This window comes from Kitasatospora sp. NPDC024654 (genome assembly GCF_055559155.1).
Genome location: NZ_JBVHLF010000019.1, coordinates 19,146 through 42,820 on the forward strand (window position 1 = coordinate 19,146; position 23,675 = coordinate 42,820).

Genomic DNA, 23,675 nt, shown 5'->3' on the forward strand with positions numbered 1-23,675 from the left:
CGCAGACTTGTGCTTGTCGGCCAGCAAACCCAACACAACACCCACCCGCTTCCCCCCCCCCCCCCCCCCCCCCCCCCCCCCCCCCCCCCCCCCCCGGTCCGCGCGCTAGAAGGCCGCGGTGCGGTCCTCGCTGCGCGGGTCGGTCACCAGGTGCCCGGCGTGGAAGCCCGCGCGCGCTTCGCGGCGCCAGGGGCGCGCGTGGGTCACCGGTTCGGCGGCGGCCTCGGAACCCTCGTCGAGGTCCACGACCGCCACCGACGGCGAACCGTCCGCGGGGCAGCGCCCGAGCCAGTCGCCGTTGGGGGCGACGACTCCGGACGGAGCGGTGGCGCCGTGCTGCGTCGGCACCGAGAAGCTCACCCAGTAGCTGTTGGCCGCGGCGTGGCCCTGGGCCTGGGCGGCGGCGTTGCCCGGGGAGACGCCGGTCGTGGAGAACAGGACGCAGTCGACGTCCAGCCTCTCGTACTCGGCGAACAACTCCGGGTAGTGGATCTCGATGCCGAGCAGGCAGCCGAAACGCACACCGTCGACGTCGAAGGTCACCGGCGAGACGCCCGGCGAGTACAGGAACGAGACCTTCGTCCTCGACAGCAGGCGCTCGTCGTAGCGCGTCACGACCTCGCCGTGGTCGGAGATGACGTAGAGGCTGTTGTGCGGGCGGTTCGGCCCGGTCAGGCGGTGCACCGAGGCGATCACCGTCCACAGCCGCAACTCGCGTGCCAGCCCGGCGACCGCGGCCAACTCCGTCCGCAGGACCGCCCACTGGCACCGGTCCCAGTCCGCCGGACCGACCGCGTCCGGGCCGTCGACGGACATGACGAGCTTGTGGGGGAAGCAGATCGCGCCCTCCGGGAAGTGCACGATCCTCGCGCCCCGAGCACTGGCCTCGCGCATCAGCGCACGGACCTGACGGCCGCTCTCGCGCAGCGCGTCGACGTCCCGGGGGTCCTCGCGGACGGGGGCCTGCGCGACGGCGAGCCGCACGCTCCTCGGATTCCCCGCTTCCGACCCGTCGTCCCCCGCCGGGGTCGGACGGAAGTGCCTGAGGGCGGACGTGTAGGACTCGCCGGTCCTGGCGGCGCGGGCGCGCACCTGGCGCTTGAAGTTCCTGTGGGCTGTCATCGCTGGCCTTCCACGCCTTGGGCGACGGTCCCCCGGCAACCTCGCCCGAGGCGATCGGCTGCGACAGCGACCTGAGACGCTAGTCCCTTTGCCTCCGGTGGGAGACCGTGCCGGAGACGGTCGCGGGAGGTTCGGCGTAGGCCACGCAGTCCGTCATCATGCCGCCGGCCACCGGCTCCGTCAACCTCCGTCGACCCGTCCACCGCGGTGGCCCGCCCACCTCTGGACGGCACGGGACGCCTCGGCACGGGACGGGTCGCGGGCGTCGCTGCCGGGGGCCCGGTGGGCGGGCGGATACGGTGGCAGGCATGGCCGGTGAAAAGGATCTCCAGAAGCTGCTCGGCGACCTGCACCCCGAGGTCAACCCGGGCCGGTACGTCTACTGCACGTTCCCCGGACGGGTGCCGGCCGGGCTTCGCCCGGTGGTGACGGTCGCCGAGCCGGAGGGGCTGACCGCGGTGCTGGAGCAGGAGGAGGCGGACGCGCTCGGCCTGCGCTACGACTACGTCGCCGCCTGGATCACGCTGCGGATCCACTCCTCGCTGGAGGCGGTCGGACTCACCGCGGCGGTGGCCGGACGGCTCACCGAACTGGGGATCAGCTGCAACGTGGTGGCCGGCTTCCACCACGACCACCTCTTCGTCGCCGCCGACGAGGCCGAGCGTGCGCTGAACGGCCTCCAGCAGCTGGCCACCGAGCACTAGGACCTGTCCGGGCCACGGTCAGCCCACCCGGTGCAGCACCACGACCTGCTGCTGCGAGAAGACCACCGCGTACGTCGAGCCCGGGTGCAGCGCCGCCGCGTACGCGGGCAGATCGGTCGGGCCGCCGTCCCAGCCGGCCAGGTCCACGCAGAGGTAGTCCGGCGGCACCGGCTTGCTGCCGCCCAGCCAGTACGCGTCGTCGCGGGCCGCCAGCACCGCCAGCGACGAGATGGTGGACTCCACCCGCACCCCCGGCGGAATCTCCCGCACCGCCGCCCGCAGCGCCGCCGCGTGCGCTCCGCCGCTCCAGGCCGCCGGGTCCGCCAGCCCTCCCAGCCCGACCGGCAGGCTGACCGTGCAGGCCACCGCGATGGCCGGGGCGGCCGGCACCATACCGTCCGCGAAGGCGCGCAGCCACGGCCGCGGCGAGGCCGCGCAGCGGCGGACGGCGTCCACCAGGCCGAGGAAGAGGATCGGCATCAGGGTCGCGTTGTAGTGCCAGTCCGGCCCCCAGAACATCGGGTTGGACGAGCCGAACCGCCAGGCCAGCGTGGGCAGCGCGAGCACCACCAGCGGCGAGCGCAGCGCCAGGAAGCCGGTGATGCCGAAGAGCCAGCCGGTGGTCTTCCAGACCGTGAGCCGACTGAACGGCCCGGCGAGCACCTGCCACAGCTTCGGGTGCTCGCCGCCGGGCAGCTTCGACCAGTAGTCGAACTCGTGCTGCGGGTTGAAGTGCGGGATCAGCACGAGGACGGTCAGCACGGTGGCGGCCAGGCCGAAGCAGACCAGCGCCGCCCCGGCGAACCAGCGCCGGCCGGCCAGCATCAGCACCACGCCCACGGCGGCCACCGTCAGCCCCAGGTCCTCCTTGACCAGCACCAGCGGCAGCGCCCACCAGACGGCCCGCTCCCAGCGGCCGAACAGGAGCTGCCGGCCCACCACGGCGAGCAGCGGCACCGCGAAGGCGATCTCGTGGAACTCCGCGTCCACCGCCCGCTGCAACCCCCAGGACAGCCCGTACGCGACGCCGATCAGCAGCCCTCGGGGGCGGGTCAGCAGCCGGGCGGCGGTGTCCGAGACCACGCCGACCGACCAGGCGAACAGCGCCGCCTGCGCGAGCAGCAGGGTGGCCGCCGAGGGCGCCAGCCAGAAGACCGGGCCGAGCACGGCCAGGATCGGCGACCAGTGGTCGCCCAGCGCGTTGAAGCCGGGCCCCTTTATCGAGACCACCGGCGCGCTCAGGTGGGCGTAGCCCTTGACCGCCTCGGTGAAGATGCCGAGGTCCCAGGAGGGTGAGCCGAACCGCTCGTAGCGGACCAGGGCGAGCAGGGCGTACGCGGCGAAGAACGCCACCGCCAGCGCGAGGTGCGGCCGGACGGCCCCGGGCCGGCCGCCGCCGTCCCGGGCGACGTCTCGGGCGACGTCTCGTCGGGTCGGCACCGGCCGGCCCGGGGCGACACTCTGCTCGGTCTCGGTCACAGCTCTCTCCCGCTCGCCCTCGGCCCGGCTCGCCTTTGCGTACGAATGTCGCACGCTACCGTGACAACGCCGGCGGCCACAGCCGCACCGCGCGACCGGACGCCCTATCGTGGTCGCCATGCCATCGCCACTGTCAGCGGACCAGTCGTCAGGATCGTTTGCCAACAAGGGGGATGGGGTGATCAGAATCGTCTCCCGGTCCTCGCCGATGGCGCTGGCCCAGGTGGACCGGGTCCGCGCCGAACTGGCCGCGCTGCACCCGGGACTGCGCACCGAGGTGATCCCGGTCACCACCTCCGGCGACCGCTGGACCGGCGCGCTCTCCGCGCTCGGTGGCAAGGGCGCGTTCACCAAGGAGGTGGACGCGGCGCTGCTGGCCGGCGAGGCCGACCTCGCGGTGCACTGCGTCAAGGACGTCCCGGCCGACCGGCCGCTGCCCGCCGGCACGGTCTTCGCGGCCTTCCTGCGCCGCGACGACATCCGCGACGCGCTGGTCCACCCGGGCGGGCTCACCCTGGACGCGCTGCCCGCCGGCACCCGGATCGGCACCTCCTCGGTGCGCCGGGTGGCGCAGCTGGCGGCCTCGCACCCGCACCTGGCCTGCGTCCCGTTCCGCGGCAACGCCAACCGCCGGCTGGAGAAACTGGCCGCCGGCGAGGCCGACGCGCTGCTGCTGGCCGCCTCCGGGCTGGCCCGGATCGGTGAGCAGCGGCGGATCACCGAGATCCTGCCGGTGGACGTGATGTGCCCGCCGATCGGCGCGGGCGTCCTCGCGCTGCAGTGCCGCGAGGGCGACGAGGCGACCATCGCGGCCGTCGCCGGCCTGGGCGATCCGGACGCCTGGCGGGAGACCACGGCCGAGCGGATGTTCCTGCACGTGCTGCAGGGCCACTGCAACAGCCCGATCGCCGGCTACGCCCGGGCCGAGCGGGACGGACGGCTCTCGCTGCACGGGCGGGTCTTCTCGGCGGACGGCAAGACGGTCCTCGACGCCCACGAGTGGGCCGGCCCGCTCGACCCGGCGACCCTGGGCACCTCGGTCGCCGTCGCCCTGCTGCGCCAGGGGGCACGCGAGGTGATCGACGGCATTCCGCACTGATCCCGCATCGGGCGCCGCCGCTCCCGAATCCCAGGACGGCCCCGGTTCCGCACGGGTCGGGGGAAGCCCCAGGGCCTGCCCCCGACCCCTTTCAGGGCCTCACTTGAACCAGTACAGCACCCCGTGGTGCTGCGAGCAGGTCCCCTGGAAGTGCGCGGACTCGGAGACCGTGCCGTCCACGCACTCGGCCGTCTCCCCGGGACTCGCGGGGGTCAGCCCGTGGTCCCAGCCGCAGCTGCCGGTGGTGTGCGAGGCGCAACCGCCCGTGGGCGTCGCGGCGGGCCGGGTCGCCTCGGGCGGCTCGGGCGCCCTGCTGGCGGGAGCCGGCGGCCGGCTGGTCGGAGCGGTGGCCCACGCCGCCGGCGTGGTGTGGACGGGCGTCGGTTCGGTGGCCGCGGCCGGGTGCGACGTCGGCGCGGCCGGCGTCGCCGCCAGGGGCGGAGCCGTCTCCGTCGCCGCCATCGCCGGCGCGGACGTCACCGTGATGCTCGGCCTCCCCGCCGCACCGCCCTCCTGCCCGGACGGTTGGCACCCTGCCGTGAACAGCACCAGCGCCGACACCACCGCACCCGTCGCGGCGCCGTACCGGGCCCCCCGAAGTCCCCTCACTCCCCCACCTCTCAGTAGCCCCTCGCTCACAGTGGTCAGCTCTTCATATGGGACTACCTGCCACCCCGACGCCGGCTCCACCGATCCGTCATCCGCTCGTCACCGATCTGGTATCCGCCGATCCGCGACCGATCTTCACCCTCGTCCCGTTGCAGGCAGCGGGTGGGCCGGAGAGCGGCCGGCGCGAACCGGTCCACCCACCCGGCGCGGCGAACGGAGCGGGGCCGCCCGGCGCTCCCGCACCGGACGGCCCCGCCCCCCGACCTGCCTGCTACGGCGCCGAGTTGGGAACCTTCGGGTTGTCCGCGAAGGCCTTGATCGGCGAGCCGAACGGCGTGGTGTCCTCGGTACTGACCTGGGCACAGCCCTGGGACGCCCCGGCGTTGTCCGCGCTCGCGTTGCTGGGCGGGGCGACCGGAGTGGTCGGCGCGGGCGCCCCGCTGGAGGACTGACCGCCGCCCCCGGCCGAACCGCCACCGCCGAAGCTGGTGCCGCTCGGCCAGTCGGAGCCGATGTACAGGTGCAGGGTGGCCGTGGTGCCGGTCGCGCGCAGGGCCGAGGACGGCAGCCCCAGCTCGCTCGCGACGGCCTGGGCGTCGGCGGCGTGGCTCGGCGCGTAGACCAGCTCGGTCGCGCTGACCGGCGGCGCGTTGCCGTCGTCCACCGCGTCCGTGTAGCCCTGCTGCTGCAGCGCGGTCGCCACCGCCAGCGCCCGGCCCGAGGTGGGGCTGGCGTTGGACACCTCCAGCCGCAGGCTGGCGGCGTCGGCGGGCGGCGCCGCCGACGAGGGCTGCGCGGCGGAGGACGCCGGCGCGGACGAGGCGGCCGAGGCCGAGGGGGAGGCGGACGGGACGCCACCGGAGAACGACTGGTCGTTCTGGATCGCCGAGAAGATCTGCTGGGCACCGGGGCCCAGCACCACGTCGTCCTTGAGGTCCGGGTCGGGCCCCTCGTACTGCGCGTTGGGGGTAGTCATGAAGGTGATCTTGTTGGTCGGCACGTCGTTCATCTGGCCGGCCAGCGCGGTCAGGTTGCTGATGCCGTCCAGGCCGCTGTCCACGGTGAGCGCCTTGGTCGCGGCGTTGGCCAGCGAGTAGAGCGCGGCCGGGTTGGCCAGCGTGTTGGCGCTCTTCAGCTTCTGGATCATGGCGGACAGGAAGATGTGCTGGGCCCCCTCGCGTCCGATGTCGCTGCCGTCGCCGAAGCCGTGCCGGGTGCGCAGGAACTCCAGCGCCGCCAGGCCCTGCAGGGTGTGGTTCCCGGCGGTCAGCTTGAGGTGGGAGTACGGGTCGTAGACGTTGTTGTCGACGCAGATGTTCACGCCGCCGACCGCGTCCGACATGTTCACCACGCCGCTGAAGTCGATCATCATGAAGTGGTCGATGGTGATCCCGGTCAGCTGGTGGACCGCCGCCACCGTGCAGCCGGGGCCGTACTGCAGGCTGGTGGTGATCTGCTGCTGGGTGAGGCCCTTGTGGACCGCCCCGGTCGTCGGGTCCTTGCAGTCCGGCAGGTCCATCACGGTGTCGCGCGGGATGCTCAGGACCGTCGCGTTGGTGCGGTTGGCGGCCAGGTGGACGATCATCTCGACGTCCGCGTTGGCGCCGGCGCCGCCGTCGGCGCAGTCGCCGCCGATCTGGCAGTCCGCCGCGGTGTCCCGGGTGTCCGAGCCGATCACCAGGATGTTCTCCGGGGTGTCCCCCGCGGCGTCCTTCTTCTCGGGGGCCTGGGTCCCGGTACCGGTGAAGAGCGCGCTGCTCTTGATGTTGCCGTCGAGCTGGAAGTACACGTACGTCCCGCCGCCGACCAGTAGCACCAGGACGACCGCCAGCGACAGCAGGATGTTGCGCCGGGCACGCCCGCGCCCGCGCCCCTTCCGCCGCCCGGACCGCCCCTCGGCGGCCGCGCCCTTGCCCGCACGGGAGCCGGCGCGGCCACGCGCGCCGCGCCGGAGCTCGGAGGGCTCGGGAGATATTCGATGGTCAGCCATGCGTCCTGTCCCATGTTTCATGTCACAGCCGGATGAGGGCCCTGATGCCGCCGCACCGACCTCCACGACCGGCCCCCGACATCGGACTTCCAGCCACCAGGGACGTAGTGGGGGCCCTGCATGGTTGCAGACTTGCGCAAGCGAAATCAATATTCGTGGAAGCCGCCGCCCCCACCGACCCCATGCCCAGCGCAGATCATTGCATTCCCACAGCTCGGAAGGCCATGGCCCCCACCACAGCCGGCCTCCGACAGCCGGCCGAAGCGGCCTCGCGCCCCCATCTAGCAGGCCCGTCGCGGTCCGAGTGGCCGACATGAGAATCCGGATGAGAATTCGCCGGCGAACACCCGGCACGCCTTCCTGAAGACGCCCTGAAGACCCTCTGGAGGCTTCCTGCGAGAGCGCGCCCACCACGCGGGCCGACTTCGAACGGAATTCAACGGCGACCGAGCGCTCCTCGGGCCCACCGCCGGCCGACCCGGAGTTCCGCCGCTTCCCCGGCGGGGAAGCGGTCGACCGGAGAGGAGACCGGCCACGTCATCGGCGACGAGCCGAAGCTCCTGGCCTCCGCGCGGCGCAGCGGCCCGGCGGGCCGACCGCCCGGGAACGCACCGGCCCGCGGCGGTTCGGCCCGCACGGCTCAAGGACTGTTCGAGCGGTGCTCCGCGCGGGCCTCCTAGCGTCGTACGGCCAGCAGCCGGACGCAAGGGAGGCCGCGCGAGATGCGCATCCTGTTCACCACCTATGCCGCGCGACCACACGTCTATCCGCTCGTGCCGACCGCGTGGTCGGCCATCGCGGCCGGACACGAGGTACGCATCGCGAGCACGCCGTCACTGACGGACGCGATCGAGCGGACCGGGGTCCCGGGCGTGACCGTCGGGACGGACATCGACGCCAACGCCTGGTACTCGCGGGACGTCTTCGTCCCCCGGGCCGCCTACGGAGGCGAGCCGGAGGAGGCCGCCTGGGTGCGGGTCACCGACCAGTTGGCGCTCAAGCAGGTGAGCGTCGCGGAGCACATGGTGGACGATCTGGTCGCCTACGGCCGGAGTTGGCGGCCGGACGTCATCGTGCACGACCCGGTGACCTTCGCCGGCCCGGTCGCGGCCCAGGCACTGGGCATCCCCAGCGTGGGCCACCTCTACGGCATGGCGCGCCAGCTCCGGCTGGAGATCGCCGACCGGATCGGCACCGAACCCAACCCCGCCTTCCTGGAGTTGTTCTCCCGGTTCGGCGTCGAGCCGAGGGTGGACCCCACGCTCTGGATCGATCCCTGCCCGCCGAGCCTGCGCTGGCCGGGGCAGCCGGAGGGCAACCGCCACCAGATCCGCTACGTCCCCTACAACGGCACCGGCGCCGAGCCGGAGTGGCTGCGCACGCCGGGCGACCGGCCGCGGGTCTGCGTCACCTGGGGCACGTCGCAGCAGAAGAAGATGGGCGTCGCGGTCATCGAGCAGTTCGGCCGGATCGTCCGAGCCATCGCCGAGCTGGACGTCGAGGTGCTGGTCACCGTCGGCGCCACCGAGCAGGACCACCTGCGCCACCTGGGCGAGCTGCCGGCCAACGTCCGGCCGGTCGGCTGGGTGCCGCTGAGCATGCTCGTCGACGGCTGCGCGGCCATCGTCCACACCGGTGGCACCGGCGTGATGATGACCGCCGCGGCGCGCGGCGTCCCGCAGTTGGGGATCACCAAGATTCCGGAGGGCCGTTTCAACGTCGAGCGGCTGGCGGCGGTCGGTGCGGGCCTGCAGCTCGACCAGGACCGGGCCGACGCCGAGGCGGTCAAGGACGCGGTCGCCCGGCTGCTGGCCGACCCGGAGTACCTCAAGGGCGCCACCGAGCTGCGCGCGGACATCGAGAGGCAGCCCCTGCCGGCCAGCGCCGTGCCGGCCCTGGAGCAGCTGGTCGCGGACTTCGTCCGCTGAGCGACTCACCCGGCTATCTGATGGTTCGTCAACTTTGTCACTGCGACCGAGGATTGCACCGATGACGAGGACGTCGACGCCCGCGGGCGAGGCGGCTCGAACGCGCGCCTTCACCGAGTCCGCGCTGGCCGTGGACAGCCCGGTGACTCCCAACAGCACCTTCGACACCTGGTTCGCCGCCCGGCGGGACCACCACGGGTTCACGGTGAACCGGGTCCCGCTGGGTCGGCTCTCCGACTGGAGCTTCGCGCCCGGCACCGGGGATCTGCGGCACGACAGCGGGCACTTCTTCGCCGTGGAAGGGCTGCGGGTCCAGGGCGCCGAGGAGACCGGCGGCAGCTACGACCAGCCCATCATGAGCCAACGGGAGATCGGCGTCCTCGGCTTCCTGGTGGCGGAGTTCGACGGGATCCCGCACTTCCTGGTGCAGGCGAAGATGGAGCCCGGCAACGTCAACACCGTGCATCTCGCGCCGAGCGTGCAGGCCACCCGCAGCAACCTGCTCGCGGTCCACCGGGGACACGGTCCCCACCAGGTGGAGCACTTCGTCGCCCCGGACGGCGACCGGGTGCTGGTGGACAGTCTGCAGTCGGAACGCGGCTCGTGGTTCCTGCGCAAGCGGAACCGGCACCTGGTGGTCGAGGCCGACGCTCCGGTGCCGGAGCACGAGGACTTCCGCTGGCTCACCCTCGGCCAGCTGCGCCGGCTGATGACCCGGGACAACCTGGTGACCATGGAGGCGGCCTCGGTGCTGTCCTGCCTGCCGCTGCGGATCCCGGAGGATCGGGCGCGCGACGCCTACGGCGCGGGCCTGCTGCGCTCGCTCTCGCCGACCGCCCGCACCGTGCACACCACGCGGGAGGTGATCAGCTGGCTGAACGAGATCAAGGCGCGCTACCAGGTCCGGCAGGACACCATCCCGCTCGACGCGGTCCGGGGCTGGCAGCGGGACGAGGAGTCGGTGCGCCGACCGGACGGCAGGTACTTCGAGATCATCGGGACGGAGGTGTGGGCGCACAACCGCGAGGTGGCGCACTGGACCCAGCCGCTGCTGGTGCCCGCGGCGGGCGGGGTCTCCGCCCTGCTGACCAAGGTGATCGACGGCGTGCTGCACCTACTGCTGCACGCCCGCAGCGAGGGCGGCCTGATCGACGTCGCCGAACTGGGCCCGACCGTGCAGTGCACCCCCTCCAACTACCGGGACCTGCCGCCCGAGCGGCACCCGCGCTACCTGCGGGAGGTGCTCGACGCCCCGCCCGAGCGGATCCGCTACGACACGGTCATCTCCGAGGAGGGCGCCCGCTTCTACCGGGCGGAGCACCGCTTCCGGGTGATCGAGGTCCCCGACGGGTTCGGGACCACCGTGCCCGCCGACTTCGTGTGGGTCTCGATGGCGCAGGTCAGCGAACTGCTCCGGCACAGCTACTACCTCAACATGCAGGCGCGCACCTTGGTCTCGGCGTTGCACGCCGTCTGGTGAGCCGGACATCCGGGGGCGAGAGCGCCTGGCGAGTCGAAGGAGAGAAACGGTGGATGAGACAGCGGCGCCGCCGCACGCGGCCCGGAAGCGACACGCGGAGACGAGGCGCGTCCTCTTCGTCACCTGGGCGGCACCCGGCCATCTGTTCCCGATGGTGCCGCTGGCCTGGGCCCTGCAGAGTGCCGGCCACGAGGTCCGGGTCGCGGCCCCCTCGTCCTGCGAGCAGGCGATCGTCCAGGCCGGCCTGCCCGCGGTGCCGGTCGGGCACCCCGTCGATCTGAAGTCGGTGGGACGGCGCGAGGACTTCAAGGCCTGGTACGACAACGACTGGCCGGCCGGCTGGGCGAGCCGGCCCGAGGTACTGAGCGAGGCCCAGGCCCGTACGCTGCGGGCGGCCACCTCGCGCCAGATCGTGGTGGCCGACGCCATGCTCGGGGACCTGGTGGAGTTCGCCACCTGGTGGCGGCCCGACCTGATCGTCCATGACCCGCTCAGCTTCGCGGGCCCGGTGCTGGCCGCCGTGCTCGGCGTGCCCGGCGTCGCGCACGGCTGGGAGCTCGGCACGGTGCTGGGCACCGAGCTGGCCGACCGGACCCGGGACGGCTTTCTCCCCGGCTACCTGGACCTGTTCGAGAAGTACGGCGCGCAGCCTCGGCCGGCCACCCGCCGGCTGATCGACCCGGCACCGGCGAGCGTGCGGCTGGGCGACTCGATCGAGGTCGAGCGGCTGCCCATCGGCTTCGTCCCCTACAACGGGCCCGGAGCGGTGCCGCGTTGGCCGATCGGTGAGCGGAGCAGACCCCGGATCTGCTTCACCAGCGGCGTCGCCCTGGCCCGGTCCAGCACCGAGACGGTCACCCGGACCATCGGCGACATGATGGCGATGACCGAGGGCCTGGACGCCGAGATCGTGCTGGCCATCGGGGCCGGCTCGAGGGAGCTGCTGCCCGCCCTCCCCGACCGGGTGCGCGTCGCGGAGGGCGTCCCGATGCACCTGCTGCTGCCGTTCTGCGACGCGGTGGTGCACCACGGCGGCGCCGGCACCGCGATGGCCGCGCTCCACCGAGAAGTGCCCCAGCTGGTGCTGCCGCAGTCACCGATCTACTCCGAGACCGGGCACGCGATCGCGGCGGGCGGCGCGGGGATCACCCTGGTCGGCGCCGACCAGCAGCCCGACCTGGCGGCGAAGCGACTGGCCGAGTTGCTCGGGGAGGACCGGTATCGCACGGCGCTCGGCACGGTGCGCGCCGAGATGGCGGCCATGCCCTCCCCGGCCGAGCTGGCCGGGACGCTGACGGGGTGGTGCCGCCGGTGATCCCGGCCGCGACGGCGACACCGGCCCCGGTCGAACCACCGGCCGGGGCCCGGGGCCCGTCCGACGGTTCCCGCCGGGCGGGTGAGCCGGATCGTCGGACAGGCCCCTCCCGTTCCGCCGGCCAACCCCACCGGAGCTGCGAGAACGCTCCAGCGGGACGACCGGCCGGGCTCGACCGCACTGCACGAACCTCATCGGTGGAGTGAAAGCCCGACTACCAGAAGGAATCTCAATGATCGTGCCAAGCCGACTGCGTGACCGGCGGGGCGGAGGTGAACAGCCTCTTGTCACGCAGCATCGCCCACAGCACGTCGACCCGGCGACGGGCGAGCGAGAGCAGGGCCTGGGTGTGCAGCAGTCCTTCGCCGCGCTTCTTGAGGTAGTAGTCCCGGGATGGGCCTGGCCGCATCATCGCGGTCTGAGCGGCCATGTAGAAGATGTACCGCAGACGCCGGTTGTAGCGCTTGGGCCGGTGGTAGTTACCGGTGCGGCGCCCGGAGTCCCGGGCGACCGGGGCCAGGCCCGCGTGGGACGCGAGACGGCCCGCGTCCACGTGACCGGACAGGTCACCGACGATGGCGACGAACTCGGCACCCAGGATGGGGCCCATGCCGGGCATGGACTCGATGATCTCGGCGCGCTCGTCGGCGCGGAAGGTCTCACGGATCTCCCGGTCATTGTCCTTGATCCGCTCGTCCAGAGCCAGGAGCTGGTGGGCCAGGTCGCAGACCAGTTTCGCGGCCCGCTTCTCACCGGGCAGTTCGGTCATCTGCGACTGCGCGGCCTCCACCGCCTTCGCGGCGACGCTGTCGGCGCCACGGACCTTGCGGCGCTCCAACCAGGTGGTGAGTCGCTTGACACCGATCCGCCGCAGGGCGGCCGGCGTCTGGTACTCGGTCAGCACCACGACCGGCCCCTTGGCCCCGGAGTAGTCGAAGGCCCTCTCCAGGGCCGGGCAGACGCCGACCAGCAGGTCGCGCAGCCGGTTGATCAGCCGCACCCGGTCGGCGATCAGGTCGGCCCGGTAGTTGGTCAGCAACTCGAGCGTGGTGACCAGCTCGGGCGGCGTGGTCAGTCGGGCGAAGCCCTTCGAGCGCATGCGGGCCTGGTCGGCGATGACGCGGGCGTCCTTCGCGTCGGTCTTGCCCTCACCGCGGTAGGCGTCGGACATGCGGTTGACGGTCCGGCCGGGCACGTAGACGACGTGCTGGCCGTGGGTGATCAGCGGGGCCAGCAGCAGGGTCGAGGCGCGGCCGGAGATGTCCAACGCCCAGCGGATCTCACCGGCCTTCGCCTGGGCGGTCTCGATGAGGGCGAGGATCCGCGACTCGTCGTTGATCACCTTCGTCGAGAACACACTCTCGCCGTCGGCGTCGACCGCCACCGCCCAGTGGTGTCCCTTGCCGGCGTCGATGCCGACCCATATCCGCTCGTGAAGCGTGCTCAAACCCGTCGCTCCGTTCCACCGTCACCAGCACTTCCGTGGCCCGTAGAACACTCCGCCGACAGGTCCCCAACCAGCGATGACCGCAGTTCTCAATCAGTGGTCGGAGCGTCCCGAAGGACCGGGCGGCCATTCCTTGAGCCATCAACGGCAACCAGCCATCAGCCACACCCGGTCCTCCCGGACCGCCTCACATTCTTAGGGAGCCAACCATGGCCGCTGTCCACTACCTGATCGCCGCGGCGGGGATCCCGAACTACGGCGACGAGCTGATCACCGAGGGCTGGCTGCGCCACCTGGCCCGCACCGCCCCCGAGGCGGAGGTGATCCTCGACTGCGTCGGGCCCGACCAGGCCCGATCGACGCTGGCCGGGCTGCATCCCCGGCTGCGGGTCACCGACACGCTGTGGCGGCTCTCCCGCGCGCCGGGCGCGCCGAGCCCCGCCGAGGCCGTCGCGCGGGTCGAACGGGCCGTTCTCGCCCCCGAGGCGGAGCAGGACCCCGGGCTGCGCGCGCTGCTCGGTGTCGATGTGGTGCACCTGCTCGGCGGCGGCTACCTCAACGGGCTGTGCACCGCACACCTCGGGCTGGTCGCCGGCGCGGGCGCCGCGGTGCGGCGCTCGGGCGGCCGGGCCGCGCTGACCGGTCTCGGCCTGTGGCCCGCGTTCAGCGACGGCGGAGCCGCACTGCGCCGCGCGGTGGAGCCGTTCACCGTGCTCGACGTCCGCGACGAGGTCTCGGCCGAGAGTCTCGGCCGGGCGGACGTCAGCTGCACCGGCGACGACCTCTTCCTGGACCTCGGCGAGCACCTGTACCGCACCGGCGACCTGCCGGAGGTGATGGTCTGCGCGCAGAGCACCGAGCTGCTGGACTTCACGCAGAAGACCGTCGAGTCCTGGGGCGTCGCGCAGACCGATCTCGGGATCATCGAGTGCGATCCCTCCGACGACCACGCGGTGTTCGCCGAGGCCGCGCGGCGCTGGCCGGGCGCCCGCCGCTACACCGCCGCCTCCCTCCTGGCCGAGGGCTTCCCGGCCACCGCGGGGCAGAGCTGGATCACCTCGCGGTTCCACCCGCACCTGGTCGCCGCGGCGGCCGGCGCCTCCGGTGTGGCGATCGACCACGGCCCGGCCGGCTACTACTCGGTCAAGCACCGCTCGTTGGTGGACCGCGGGTCGGACTGGCGGCTGCTGACCACACGGGAGATCCCAGAGCGGCCGCGGGGCGGCGGCTACCCGGCCGAACTGCTGGCCCGGTACCGCGAGGTGAAGCTGCGGCTCGCCGACTCGATCTACTCCCAGTCCCGATGACGAGCCCGGCCGGCGTCACGGCCGCGGTGGTCGGCACGACCCGAGCACAGACCGTCCCGACGACACCCCGAGGGACACCGAAGTAGGAGTTGAGAGGAATGCCAACAGCACCGACCATCGAGCCGGCGGTCCGCGCGGACGAGCTGGAACGCCGCTTCGGCGATCCCTACGATCCCGCCAATCCGCTCGGCCTCCAGGCCGTGCTGGACGCCGAGGAACGTGGTGAACTGCTGGGCAGAGCCGAGGAGTTGTTGGACGAAGCGGGGTTCGGCGCGGAGCTGGTGCCGAGCTCGCTCGGCGGCCGGCTGGAGCAGGCCGACACGCTGGCCCGGGTGCTGCGACCGGTCTTCCGGCGGGACCTGGCGCTGGGCTTCGGCTACGGGATCACCTCCCTGTTCGCCGCCTCCCCGGTGTGGGCCGCGGGCACCCGCGAGCAGCAACTGGCCACCGCCCGGCTGATGTGCGACGGCGGCAAGGTCGCCATCGTCCACCACGAGCTGGCGCACGGCAACGCGGTGCTGCGCGGCGAGGTCACCGCCGGGTGGACCGCGAGCGGCTTCCGGCTGCACGGCCGGAAGGACATGGTGATCAACGCGCAACGCGCCGACGCGCTGGTGGTGTACGCGCGGAACGAGCCCCCGGTGGTCTCCCAGGGCGCCGGCGGCAGCCACTCGGTGCTGCTGCTCGACCGGCACGCGCTGCCACCGGACGGCCTGCGAACGCTGCCCCGCAAGCCCACCACGGGAATGCGCGGCGCCCACTTCGCCGGCTTCGCCTTCGAGGACTGCGAGGTACCCGACGCCGTCCTGGTGGGCGCGCCCGGCGACGGGGTGCGGCTGGCCCTGCGGACCTTCCAACTCAACCGGGCGCTCATTCCGTCCGCCGCGATCGCCTCGGTCGAGTCCGCGCTGCGCGCGGCCGTCCGGTTCGTGCTCGCGGGCCGTACCGGCGGCCCGGCGGGACGGCATCGGCCGCTGCTGGCGGGAGTCTTCGCCGACCTGCTGGCCTGCGACGCGATGGCGGACGCGGCCCTGCGGGCGCTGCACCTGGTGCCGGACGGCGCGCACCTGGCGGCGGCCGCGGTGAAGTACCTGGTGCCCGACCTGCTCCGGGAGGACGTGGAGGAGCTGACCACCGTGCTCTCCACGGGCGGCGACGGCACCCGGATCCGCACCGCCCGTGCCATGGCGGCCAAGCTGCTGCGGGACCTGCCGGCCGCCGGGCTCGGCCATGCCGGCACCGCCGCCTGCCAGGCGGTACTCGCCCCGCAGCTGCCGATGCTGGCCCGCCGCTCATGGTTCCGCTCCCCGGAGGCGCCCGCGGCGGTGTTCCGGACCGGTGACCCACTGCCGCCGCTGGACCTGGCCGGGCTCGGACTGGCCGGCGGTACGGACTTCCTGGCGGCCGGACTGGCGGCCACCGCCACCCGGCTGCGGGACCGCCGCGACCTGGGCGCGGACGGACGAGCCCTGCGGGCCCTGGCGGACGCCTTCAGCAACGAACTGTGGGCGCTGCACGACCGCTGCCGGGAACTGCCGCTGGGAGTGCGGCCGGTGCTCTCCAGCACCGAGTGGTGCGCGCTGACGGACCGGCACGCCCTGGTGGAGGCGGCCGGTGCGGTGCTGGCCCGGTGGGAGCAGCACTGCGGCGACGGCACCTTCCTGGCCGACCCGGCCTGGGCGGTACTGGCGCTGCGGCGGCTCGGCAGCCGACTGAACCTGAACCTGCCGGAGCCGCCGGCAGGTTGTGTGGACCGGGTGCTGGAGGAGGTGGTGGACCGCTTTCGTGCGGGGAACAGCTTCGACCTCTACCGGTCACCTGTCGCGGAAGGAGGAGACACGCTGTGAGGAACGGAACGGTACCGGTGACGGACCGGATACTGCCGGTGGCGGACGAGACGGACGGGGTGGACTGGGACGGCCCCCGTGCGCCGCTGACCGAACCGATCCTGGTCCCCGGGATCGAGGGCCCCTGGGGCCGGGTGCGCCGGGCGGTGAGCTGGACGGGACACGCGGTGATCCACGGGCGCTGGCAGCAGTGGCTGCCGGCCGCCATGGCCGACCCCGACCTGCGTAACCTGCTGGGCAATCGGGACTGGCAGCGGTTCAGCGGGGTGACCGACCCCACGGCACGCTCCCGGTTCGCGGCCTCCCGGCTGATGATGCGCTATGCCGTCGGCGCGGCGCTGCGCGTGCCGCCGGACACCGTCGAGCTGAGCTACAAGCCCGGCGGGCGCCCGTACGTCCGCGGCTGCGACCAGGTCGAGCTGAGTCTGAGTCACACCAGGGACCTGATCGTGGTGGGGATCAGCCGGCGCGGCCGGATCGGAGTGGACACCGAGCTGTCGGAGCGGCGGATCCGGTTCGACTCCGTCGAGCGCACCCTGTGCACCCCGGCGGAGCGCAAGCGGCTGGCCGAACTGCCCGAGGCGGAGCGGGAGCGGGTGCTGCTGCGGACCTGGACGCTGAAGGAGGCGTACACCAAGGCGCTGGGGCAGGGCATGCGACTGGGTTTCAGCCAGTTCGGCTTCAGCCCGGACGGCACCGCGCTACACACCCCCGACGGACGTCCGGCGGCGGAGAGCGACTGGGCGTTCGGCACCTACTGGCTGCCGGACGGCTACCTGGTCAGCTTCGCCTGCCAGGACGCGGGCCTGGAGGGCGGCACCGACACCGGTGTGGACACCATGCTCGACGCCGGCTTCGTCGGGGAGATCGTCGACCTGCTGAGCCGTACCGAGGAGCACTGAGGCTTCGCAGCCGTCCCCCGCCCGCCCGGCGGCCGCTCTTTTTGCCCCCCCTTGATCCTCTCGGGGACAGTCCCGATCAGGATTGCGGGCCATAATGCGGAGGCCGAAGGAACGGCCGGGTGGCCGCGGAGCCGCACGGCTGGAAATGGGCGGACGGGGGACACATGATCCGGATTTTGATAGCAGAAGACATGCACATGCTGCGCCGCGCCCTGGTCGCGCTGTTGCAACTCGAGGACGACATGGAGGTGGTCGCCGAACTCTCCTCCGGCGCGGAGATCCTGCCCACAGCGCAGTCCCTGCGTCCGGACATCGCGATCCTGGACATCGACCTGCCCGGCACCGACGGCATCACCGCGGCACAGGCGCTGCACGCCACGTTGCCGGAGTGCCGCACGCTGATCCTCACCAGCCTGGGCCGTCCGGGCAATCTGCGCCGGGCACTGGCCGCGCACGCCTCCGGCTTCATGCTCAAGGACGCCGAACCGGACCAGTTGTGCGACGCGATCCGGAAGGTGATGGCCGGGGAGCGGGTGATCGACCCGCAGTTGGCGCTGTCCGCACTGGACGCGGGCGCGTCGCCGCTGACCGACCGGGAGTTGGAGGTGCTGCGGCTGGCGGCGGAGGGTGAGGAACCCACCCAGATCGCCAAGCGGCTCTTCCTCTCCGCCGGAACGGTCCGCAACTACCTGACCATGTCGGCCGCCAAGCTCAACGCGAGAAACCGGGTGGACGCGATCCGGATCGCGCGTGAATCGGGGTGGTTGTAATCCGGTATGCGGCAGTCCGTGGTGCCGCGATCCGGTATGCGGAGACCGGGGTTGCCCCACCCGGCGCAAATTGAACATGGACTCGACAATCCTCCTGTTCGGCCGATCGGCCGGCCAGGGGGATTTCGACGCCCAGGACGCCGGGGACGCCGGGGACGCCGCGAGCGTCGCGGCCCGGCCGCGCCCCGCCGACTCGCGCTGGTCGCGCACGATCCGGCCCGTCATGCCGCTCGTCCGGTCGGCCGGCCGTCCAGCGGGATCTCGGCGATGAGGCGGTACCAGTCGTCCTCCTGGCGAGCGGTGAGGGTGCCACCGAGGCGGGTGACCCGGGCGGCCAGATTGCCGATGCCGCTTCCCGGATCGTCCCGGCGGTCCGGCTGACCGGTGGGCGGGGTGACTCCGTCGTTGGAGATCAGCAGCCGGAGCGTGTTCTGCGGGGTGTGCGTGGTGGAGATGGTGCAGTGCTCGGCCCTGCTGTGCCGGAGCATGTTGCTGAGCCCCTCGCGCAGCACCGTGGCGAGGATCGTGTCGGCCTCGGGGCTGAGCGGCGGGGTCTCGGCGAGGTCGACCGTGGTACGGATCTCGGTGGCGGCCAGCATGGCGTGCGCGGACGTGGCCTCGTCGGACAGCGACATCGGGCGGTAGCCCCGCGCGACGGTCCGGACATCGGCCAGGGCCTGCCGGCTGGTCCGCAGCACCTCGGTGAGCTCCTGCTGGGCACGGGCGGTGTCGCGTGGCACCAGCCGGTTGGCGAGCTCGCACTTCAGGGTGATCGTGGACAGGCTGTACCCCAGCAGATCGTGCAGGTCCCGCGCGAACCGCAGACGCTCGGCGGTCACCGCGTGCCGGGCCAGCTCGGCGCGGGAACGGTGGACCTCCGCCACCAGGTCGCTCAGCCGTGACAGACCGTAGATGACCAGACCGGTCATGGCGGTCATGAAGGCGAGGTAGGCGATGTCGGGGAACGAGGTGATGCCCAGGTGGTAGAGCAGGACCTGGTTGCCAACCACGACCGCGGTATAGACCACCCAGCCGGCTGTCGGCGAGAGGGTCAGCAGAGCCGTACCTGCCACCATGCCCGGGACGCCCATCCACGCCTGCCCGTAGAAGGCGTACGGCACGAACGCGAGCAGGACCTGGGCGGCGAAGATGAGTCGGCGGTGCCGCAGCGGCAGGCTGGGCAGCGCCCTCGGAAAGGTCTGCCGCGCCTGCAGGAGCACCCCGACCGTGAGGAGCAGGGAAGCCACCGTCAGACGCCCGCCCACCAGTTGGTCCACGTACATGTAGACGATGCCCTGGAAGAGGTAGGCGACGAGGGCCGCCACGGTCAGAGCCATGGCGGTGCGCACCGCCGGCGCTGGACGGAACTCGCCGGCGACAGCCGCGTCCGTCTCCGCCTCTTCCGCGTCCCGGTCCCCGGCCTGATCGAGCGGGATCTCGGCGCTGAGCTGGAACCAGCCGTCCAGGTGACGGGCGCTGAGGGAGCCGCCGAGCCGGGTGACCCGGGCGGTCAGATTGCCGATGCCACTTCCCTGGTCACCCTTCCGGCCCGCCCGCTCGGCGGCCGGGGCGACCCCGTCGTTGCTGACACGCAGTCGGATGGCGTTGCCCGCAGTGCGGGTGGTGGCGATGGTGCACCGCTCGGCCTTGCTGTGCCGGAGCATGTTGCTGAGGCCCTCGCGCAGCACCGTGGCGAGGACGGTGTCCGCCTCCGGGGGGAGCTGCGGGGTCTCGGCGAGATCGACCGTGGTGCGGATCTCGGTGGCGGCCAGCATGGCGTGCGCCGCTGCGGCCTCCTCCGCCAGCGACATCGGGCGGTAGCCCCGCGCGACGGTCCGGACGTCCGCCAAGGCCTGCCGGCTGGTGTGCAGCACCTCCATAATCTCCGCCTGTGCGCGAGCGGAGTGACGCGGGATCAGCCGGTTGGCGAGCTCGCACTTCAGGGTGATCGTGGACAGGCTGTACCCGAGCAGATCGTGTAGGTCCCGCGCGAACCGCAGACGCTCGGCGGTCACGGCGTGGCGGGACAGCTCCGCCCTCGACCGGTACACCTCGGCGACCAGGTAGGTGAAACGGGAGAGACCGAACACGACCAGGACGCTCAGGAACAGCTCCACGGTGTCGTAGCCGATCTCCCAGCCGTCACCCGTCATCACGATCGCCGTCTCGGTGGCCAGGCCCAGCCCGACCGCCAGCGGCACCGCGGTTCGCCGGGGCAGGACGAGCAGGACCGAGGCGGTCAGCAGGGGCGGCATCCCCAGAAACGCCTTGCCGAACAGCAGCATCGGCGCGAAGGACGCGACGGCCTGCAGCACCAGCGTCCCGTAACGGGCGCGCCGGAGCAGCGGAATCAGCTCCGGGAAGGAGTGGCCGAGCTGCAGGACCAGGATCACGACAAAGCACAGCAGAGCGAGCAGCAGCCGCCCCACCGAGGGCCGTTCGTTGATGACGAACGCCGCGTCGATGGCGCAGAAGCCCACAACCACCGCCACGGTGGAGGCGAATGCCAGACGGACCGACATGTCGTCCCGCACGGCTTGGAGTACGTCCGACGCGCGCCTGCCGAACCTGATGACCCTCAAAGCTCCCCCAGCGTATGCAGGCCTTGCGGTACCGCGCGCACGCGATACCCGCTCAAACTTACTCAACGTGGCTGATCAGCGAGGTGCGGCTGATCAGCTGCCCACACGTTAGCTCGCCATCATTCAGCTGGGCGAGGCACCTGACCACTCCAGTTGGGGCACGCGCTCCACCAGGCCGGCCGCGACCAGGTAGGCCACCGCGGGAGCCGGCAGGACGAGCCCCGCGGTCCCTGCCTCCTCGCCGGTCAGCCGGTCCAGCAGTGACAGTGCGTCAGGCCCGTGGAACTCCGCCCGGTAGGGTGCCTCGGGCGACTCCAGAACCGCCTGGTCGTCCTCGCGCCACACGACGGCCGACGGCACGACCCTGGCCGCCCGGCAGATCGGGAGCGGCTTCGGGTCCAGCCGGGCACCGAGGTGCAGCGGGACGAGTGAGAGCCGTGGTTCCGCGCCGATGGCGAGGGTCCGCACGATCGCTCCTCCCAACTGGTCCAACTCCCCGAGCAGTCGCCGCGCCGGCTCGCTCGGCGCCTCGGGCGGGGTTTCGTAGCCGGGAAAGTCCGAAACGACGTTACGCATGGTCACCGTACCCAGCTGCATGCGGCGTACCGCTTCGCGCAGCAGGCGGCTGGGACTCGCCACGTACAGCCGACCACCGGGAGCGTCCAGGTCCAGCGCGGCGTCCGGGCCCGTGCCGAAGTCCACCTGGACGTCCTCGAGCAGCGACCAGTACTCGAAGAGCTGAGGGTTACCCAGGCTGCCGATGCTCACGAGGCACCTCCCGACGGTTGTGGTTGGCGGAGTGTCAGAGGAAGAACGGGAAGGGGTTGAGGTCCTCGTAGCGGGTCGGCTCGGTGAGCCTGCCCAGTGCCACGGGGACGTCGAACAGCCGGCCCGGTGCGAATCTGGGCCAGTGCGGCCGCAGGCCCGGCACCACGACCTTGACCACGGGCAGTCCGACGTCCGGCCGGGTCTGGTCGAGGACCAGCAACTCCAGACCCCGCTCGCGGAGCAGGCCCTCGATCTCGACCAGGTCGTCCAGCAGGTCCGCGCGGGGCGTGTACGGATGGTCCGCCGGACCGGTGGCGGGCTGCGCCGGGTCGGGAGTGACGAACGGCTGGTTCTCGGTGGTCGCGGTGTGCAGCCAGCGCAGCGCCCAGGGATCGCCGGTGCCGTAACCGGACCCGTCGGCGCGGGCCTCGACCACGTTGGGCAGCAGCTGGTTGAGCTCGGTCAGCGCGCGGCGCAGGGCGATCCGCGGGTCGAAGTGGGCACCGAAGCCGAACATGATGTCCTGCGCGGGCTTGTCCAGTCGCCGGGAGACCGCGGCGAAGACCGGTATCCCGAAGTCCGAGGTGAGGTCCAGCCCCCAGACCTCGCGGTTCAACGACCCGTGGACGCGGCGCAGTTCGGCCGTCCAGTCGTCCCCGAAGGCGTCCAGGTCCACACCCGGACGGCGCAGGCGGTTGTACCACCACTGGGCCACCGCGTCCCGCTCGATCAGCTCCAGCGCGCCCTGGAGGACCGCGTCCTCCAGGCTGCCGCCGCCAGCCGCGCCGTTCGAGGTGCCCATGCAGTACTCCCGGTCGGCCGGCTGCGGGACGTGGTAGTAGAGCAGCGCGGTCGGCAGCAGCCGGTGCCGCTGCTCGGTGACCGACCAGACCGGGGTCCAGTCGATCTCGGCGTCCTCGTCGAACCGGTCGCACACCCGCAGGGCGGCGGAGTACTCGGCGTTCCAGCGCTCCCGGTCCGCGAACTGCCGCTGGTCGTAGAGCTGGACGGCGTCGGGGTGCACCGCGTCGTGGGCGAGGGCGCGGTAGCTGCCGCGCACGGTGGGCTCGTCGCCCTGGAAGTAGCCGGAGTGGCGTTCCAGTGCCTCGGCGAGCGCCCCGGTCCTGGCCTGCAACGGCGTGGTGCCCTTGCCGCCGCTGGTGCTGCGCAGGCAGGCGCGGACCCCGCCGATGCCGCGCGGGTCAGCCACCGGGTTGAGCCCGGCGTGGAAGGAGTTGAGGAACGCCGGTCCGCGGCTGTCCTGGCGGATCTCCCGGACCAGGCCCGTGACCGGATCGACCAAGTGGCCGAACTTGCCGAGGAGTTGCTCCGGCGTAAGAGCGCGGTGACCGCCGCCGGCCAGGTCCTGCTTGCGCCGTGGGGTGAGCCGCAGTGGTGCGCGCACCTGGGCGGACACCAGGCCGGGGTCACCGCAGGACTCGCACTGCGGGCGGCGCTGCACCGGGTGGTGGCTCGCCCGCAGCGTCAGGCTGTCCAGGGTCCACAGCGCCTGCTGTCCCTGGTGGCGGTGGCCCGCCAGCCACTTGGCCGCCTCCAGCACCGCGAGGTGCAGGCCGGCCTGGCTGGCCGCGAGCAGCGCGCTGGCCGGGCGGGGGGCGGGCCCGACGCGGTCCAGTGCGCGCTGGACGTGCGCCTCGACCTGCCGACCGCGCCAGAGCCGGTCCGCGAGGCAGCTCCAGCACGCCTGCTCCGGCACTCCGAAGAAGGGACCAGCCCAGACCTGGCTGCCGTGGACCATCACCGGCAGCCAGGGGCGACCCGACCCGCGGTGGGCGGCGTCGATGCTCTTCAAATCCGGGTTGAGGTAGTCGTCGCAGAGCACGACGGTGAGGTCGGCGGCGTCCGTGGAACCAGGGCGCACCGTGCGCAGCCCGGCGGTGTCCAGGGCCCGCCGGAGCGCGGCGAGGTCGGTACCGCCGACGGCGGTGGCGCGCACGGCCGAGCTGGCCCGGGCGGTGGTGGCGTCGGCGCCGGTCAGGCCGGCGGCCTCCCAGTAGACCTGCTCGGCGGCGGCCTCGCCGGTCGCGGCCCGCCGCGGGCGGGCACTGACCAGTCCGGCCGCGGCGAGCTTGGCCACCAGCCGCTCGGTCTGCTGCGCGGAGAGCGCGTCGCCGGCGTCCCGGACGAGCTGCTCGAGGTGGCGGGTGCCGTCGAGCAGCGGGGCGAGTCGGGCGATCTGTTCGCCGTGCAGCGCGGTGGCCCGCTGGTCGGAGATCACGTACACGGCCTCTCCCGGCACGTGTTCCACCTGAAGATGCGGTCGAAATCCCAGCAGCGCGGTGCTGCTGTCCCCCTGGGATCCCAT

17 protein-coding genes are annotated in these 23,675 nt (G+C 72.6%); 9 read left to right on the forward strand and 8 right to left on the reverse strand.

From position 1 onward, the window contains the following. Positions 1 to 105: 105 nt before the first annotated feature. Entirely contained in the window at positions 106 to 1,122 is a 1,017-nt protein-coding gene (locus tag ACZ38L_RS14225; RefSeq protein WP_465692598.1) for a carbon-nitrogen hydrolase family protein, read from the reverse strand. Between the two features lie 308 nt (positions 1,123 to 1,430). Here ACZ38L_RS14225 and ACZ38L_RS14230 point away from each other — a divergent pair, with 308 nt between their 5' ends. After that, positions 1,431 to 1,826 carry an ACT domain-containing protein gene (locus ACZ38L_RS14230; protein WP_465692600.1) on the forward strand — a complete coding sequence of 132 codons (396 nt, stop codon included), beginning with the start codon at positions 1,431 to 1,433 and terminating at the stop codon, positions 1,824 to 1,826. Between the two features lie 18 nt (positions 1,827 to 1,844). Here the strand turns inward: ACZ38L_RS14230 and ACZ38L_RS14235 are convergent, their stop codons facing one another. After that, entirely contained in the window at positions 1,845 to 3,305 is a 1,461-nt protein-coding gene (locus ACZ38L_RS14235; protein ID WP_465692602.1) for a DUF2079 domain-containing protein, read from the reverse strand. Positions 3,306 to 3,423: 118 nt separating this feature from the next. On the opposite strand from ACZ38L_RS14235, the gene hemC reads away from it, so the two are divergent. Continuing rightward, positions 3,424 to 4,404: a hydroxymethylbilane synthase gene (hemC, locus tag ACZ38L_RS14240; protein WP_465692604.1), complete on the forward strand. Its 981-nt coding sequence runs from the start codon at positions 3,424 to 3,426 to the stop codon at positions 4,402 to 4,404. A gap of 99 nt (positions 4,405 to 4,503) precedes the next feature. Here hemC and ACZ38L_RS14245 read toward each other — a convergent pair whose 3' ends face one another. Beyond that, a complete protein-coding gene (locus ACZ38L_RS14245; RefSeq protein WP_465692606.1) occupies positions 4,504 to 5,013 on the reverse strand; it encodes a DUF3761 domain-containing protein in 510 nt (169 codons plus the stop codon). A gap of 271 nt (positions 5,014 to 5,284) precedes the next feature. Further along, complete coding sequence (locus ACZ38L_RS14250) at positions 5,285 to 7,003, reverse strand: LCP family protein (RefSeq protein ID WP_465692608.1); 1,719 nt, start codon at positions 7,001 to 7,003, stop codon at positions 5,285 to 5,287. A gap of 722 nt (positions 7,004 to 7,725) precedes the next feature. Between ACZ38L_RS14250 and ACZ38L_RS14255 the strand changes: the two genes are divergently transcribed. From ACZ38L_RS14255 to ACZ38L_RS14265, 3 genes are all read left to right on the forward strand, one after another. Next, positions 7,726 to 8,931 carry a nucleotide disphospho-sugar-binding domain-containing protein gene (locus ACZ38L_RS14255; protein WP_465692610.1) on the forward strand — a complete coding sequence of 402 codons (1,206 nt, stop codon included), beginning with the start codon at positions 7,726 to 7,728 and terminating at the stop codon, positions 8,929 to 8,931. Positions 8,932 to 8,992: 61 nt separating this feature from the next. After that, positions 8,993 to 10,411: an NDP-hexose 2,3-dehydratase family protein gene (locus ACZ38L_RS14260; protein ID WP_465692612.1), complete on the forward strand. Its 1,419-nt coding sequence runs from the start codon at positions 8,993 to 8,995 to the stop codon at positions 10,409 to 10,411. A 49-nt stretch (positions 10,412 to 10,460) separates the two neighbouring features. After that, on the forward strand, positions 10,461 to 11,726 hold the full coding sequence (locus ACZ38L_RS14265) for a nucleotide disphospho-sugar-binding domain-containing protein (protein ID WP_465692614.1): 1,266 nt from the start codon (positions 10,461 to 10,463) through the stop codon (positions 11,724 to 11,726). Between the two features lie 229 nt (positions 11,727 to 11,955). Here the strand turns inward: ACZ38L_RS14265 and ACZ38L_RS14270 are convergent, their stop codons facing one another. Further along, on the reverse strand, positions 11,956 to 13,173 hold the full coding sequence (locus ACZ38L_RS14270; RefSeq protein ID WP_465692616.1) for an IS110 family RNA-guided transposase: 1,218 nt from the start codon (positions 13,171 to 13,173) through the stop codon (positions 11,956 to 11,958). Between the two features lie 209 nt (positions 13,174 to 13,382). Between ACZ38L_RS14270 and ACZ38L_RS14275 the strand changes: the two genes are divergently transcribed. The 4 genes from ACZ38L_RS14275 to ACZ38L_RS14290 all read left to right on the forward strand — a co-directional run bounded on the left by ACZ38L_RS14275 (position 13,383) and on the right by ACZ38L_RS14290 (position 17,999). Further along, positions 13,383 to 14,480: a polysaccharide pyruvyl transferase family protein gene (locus tag ACZ38L_RS14275; protein WP_465692618.1), complete on the forward strand. Its 1,098-nt coding sequence runs from the start codon at positions 13,383 to 13,385 to the stop codon at positions 14,478 to 14,480. 98 nt (positions 14,481 to 14,578) lie between these two features. Continuing rightward, positions 14,579 to 16,327 (forward strand): acyl-CoA dehydrogenase, encoded by a 1,749-nt coding sequence (locus ACZ38L_RS14280; protein ID WP_465692620.1) that lies wholly within the window; start codon positions 14,579 to 14,581, stop codon positions 16,325 to 16,327. Continuing rightward, the gene (locus ACZ38L_RS14285) at positions 16,324 to 17,229 is read left to right on the forward strand and encodes a 4'-phosphopantetheinyl transferase family protein (protein WP_465692622.1); all 906 of its coding nucleotides are present in this window, start codon (positions 16,324 to 16,326) and stop codon (positions 17,227 to 17,229) included. Before ACZ38L_RS14280 ends, ACZ38L_RS14285 begins: the two co-directional genes overlap by 4 nt. Positions 17,230 to 17,393: 164 nt before the next feature. Further along, a complete protein-coding gene (locus ACZ38L_RS14290; protein WP_465692774.1) occupies positions 17,394 to 17,999 on the forward strand; it encodes a response regulator transcription factor in 606 nt (201 codons plus the stop codon). 221 nt (positions 18,000 to 18,220) lie between these two features. Here the strand turns inward: ACZ38L_RS14290 and ACZ38L_RS14295 are convergent, their stop codons facing one another. The 3 genes from ACZ38L_RS14295 to ACZ38L_RS14305 form a co-directional block, all read right to left on the reverse strand. Next, the gene (locus ACZ38L_RS14295) at positions 18,221 to 20,533 is read right to left on the reverse strand and encodes a sensor histidine kinase (protein ID WP_465692624.1); all 2,313 of its coding nucleotides are present in this window, start codon (positions 20,531 to 20,533) and stop codon (positions 18,221 to 18,223) included. Between the two features lie 171 nt (positions 20,534 to 20,704). Further along, the gene (locus tag ACZ38L_RS14300) at positions 20,705 to 21,349 is read right to left on the reverse strand and encodes a hypothetical protein (RefSeq protein WP_465692626.1); all 645 of its coding nucleotides are present in this window, start codon (positions 21,347 to 21,349) and stop codon (positions 20,705 to 20,707) included. A gap of 34 nt (positions 21,350 to 21,383) precedes the next feature. Further along, complete coding sequence (locus ACZ38L_RS14305; protein WP_465692628.1) at positions 21,384 to 23,675, reverse strand: TOMM precursor leader peptide-binding protein; 2,292 nt, start codon at positions 23,673 to 23,675, stop codon at positions 21,384 to 21,386.